At 54.5% G+C, this 1,572-nt stretch carries 1 rRNA gene; it reads right to left on the bottom strand.

Features of this window, described 5'->3' with window-relative positions:
* Nucleotides 1-1,425 (bottom strand): 16S ribosomal RNA (locus D8M36_RS09985); the annotation flags it as partial.
* Nucleotides 1,426-1,572: the final 147 nt, after the last annotated feature.

Here is a 1,572-nt window from a genome sequence, read left to right as displayed (position 1 = left end):
AGCTTGGGCCATCGGCTTCGGGTGTTACCGACTTTCGTGACTTGACGGGCGGTGTGTACAAGGCCCGGGAACGTATTCACCGCAGCATTGCTGATCTGCGATTACTAGCGACTCCGACTTCATAGGGTCGAGTTGCAGACCCCAATCCGAACTGAGACCGGCTTTTTGGGATTAGCTCCACCTCACAGTATCGCAACCCATTGTACCGACCATTGTAGCACGCGTGAAGCCCAAGACATAAGGGGCATGATGATTTGACGTCGTCCCCACCTTCCTCCGAGTTGACCCCGGCAGTCTCCCATGAGTCCCCACCCGAAGTGCTGGCAACATGGAACGAGGGTTGCGCTCGTTGCGGGACTTAACCCAACATCTCACGACACGAGCTGACGACAACCATGCACCACCTGTGCACCAGTCCAAAGAAAACCACATCTCTGCAGCGATCCAGTGCATGTCAAGCCTTGGTAAGGTTCTTCGCGTTGCATCGAATTAATCCGCATGCTCCGCCGCTTGTGCGGGCCCCCGTCAATTCCTTTGAGTTTTAGCCTTGCGGCCGTACTCCCCAGGCGGGGCACTTAATGCGTTAGCTACGGCGCGGAAAACGTGGAATGCTCCCCACACCTAGTGCCCAACGTTTACGGCATGGACTACCAGGGTATCTAATCCTGTTCGCTCCCCATGCTTTCGCTTCTCAGTGTCAGTAACGGCCCAGAGACCTGCCTTCGCCATCGGTGTTCCTCCTGATATCTGCGCATTTCACCGCTACACCAGGAATTCCAGTCTCCCCTACCGCACTCTAGCCTGCCCGTACCCACCGCACGCCCAAGGTTAAGCCTCGGGTTTTCACGGCAGACGCGACAAGCCACCTACAAGCTCTTTACGCCCAATAATTCCGGACAACGCTTGCGCCCTACGTATTACCGCGGCTGCTGGCACGTAGTTAGCCGGCGCTTCTTCTGCAAGTACCGTCACTTTCGCTTCTTCCTTGCTGAAAGAGGTTTACAACCCGAAGGCCGTCATCCCCCACGCGGCGTCGCTGCATCAGGCTTTCGCCCATTGTGCAATATTCCCCACTGCTGCCTCCCGTAGGAGTCTGGGCCGTGTCTCAGTCCCAGTGTGGCCGGTCGCCCTCTCAGGCCGGCTACCCGTCATCGCCTTGGTGAGCCACTACCTCACCAACAAACTGATAGGCCGCGAGCCCATCCCTCACCGAAAAACTTTCCACCACCAACCATGCGGCCAGTAGTCATATCCGGTATTAGCCCCGATTTCTCGGAGTTATCCCAAAGTGAAGGGCAGGTTACTCACGTGTTACTCACCCGTTCGCCACTAATCCACTGTGCAAGCACAGCTTCATCGTTCGACTTGCATGTGTTAAGCACGCCGCCAGCGTTCGTCCTGAGCCAGGATCAAACTCTCCATTAAAAAACAGAAAAATCTAAACCCAGCAGAAACAAAACAATCAACATTACGCTGACCATCCAGAAATTGAACAAGAAATTCAATGTTCCTGCCAAAAAAATTGGCATCAATAAACAGACACACTATTGAGATATCAAACAACATGCGCAC

It is taken from the genome of Dermabacter sp. HSID17554 (assembly GCF_003989295.1).
GTDB lineage: Bacteria > Actinomycetota > Actinomycetes > Actinomycetales > Dermabacteraceae > Dermabacter > Dermabacter vaginalis.
Note: the sequence above shows the minus strand (reverse complement) of the source record. Positions and strands in the feature narration are given on the sequence as shown.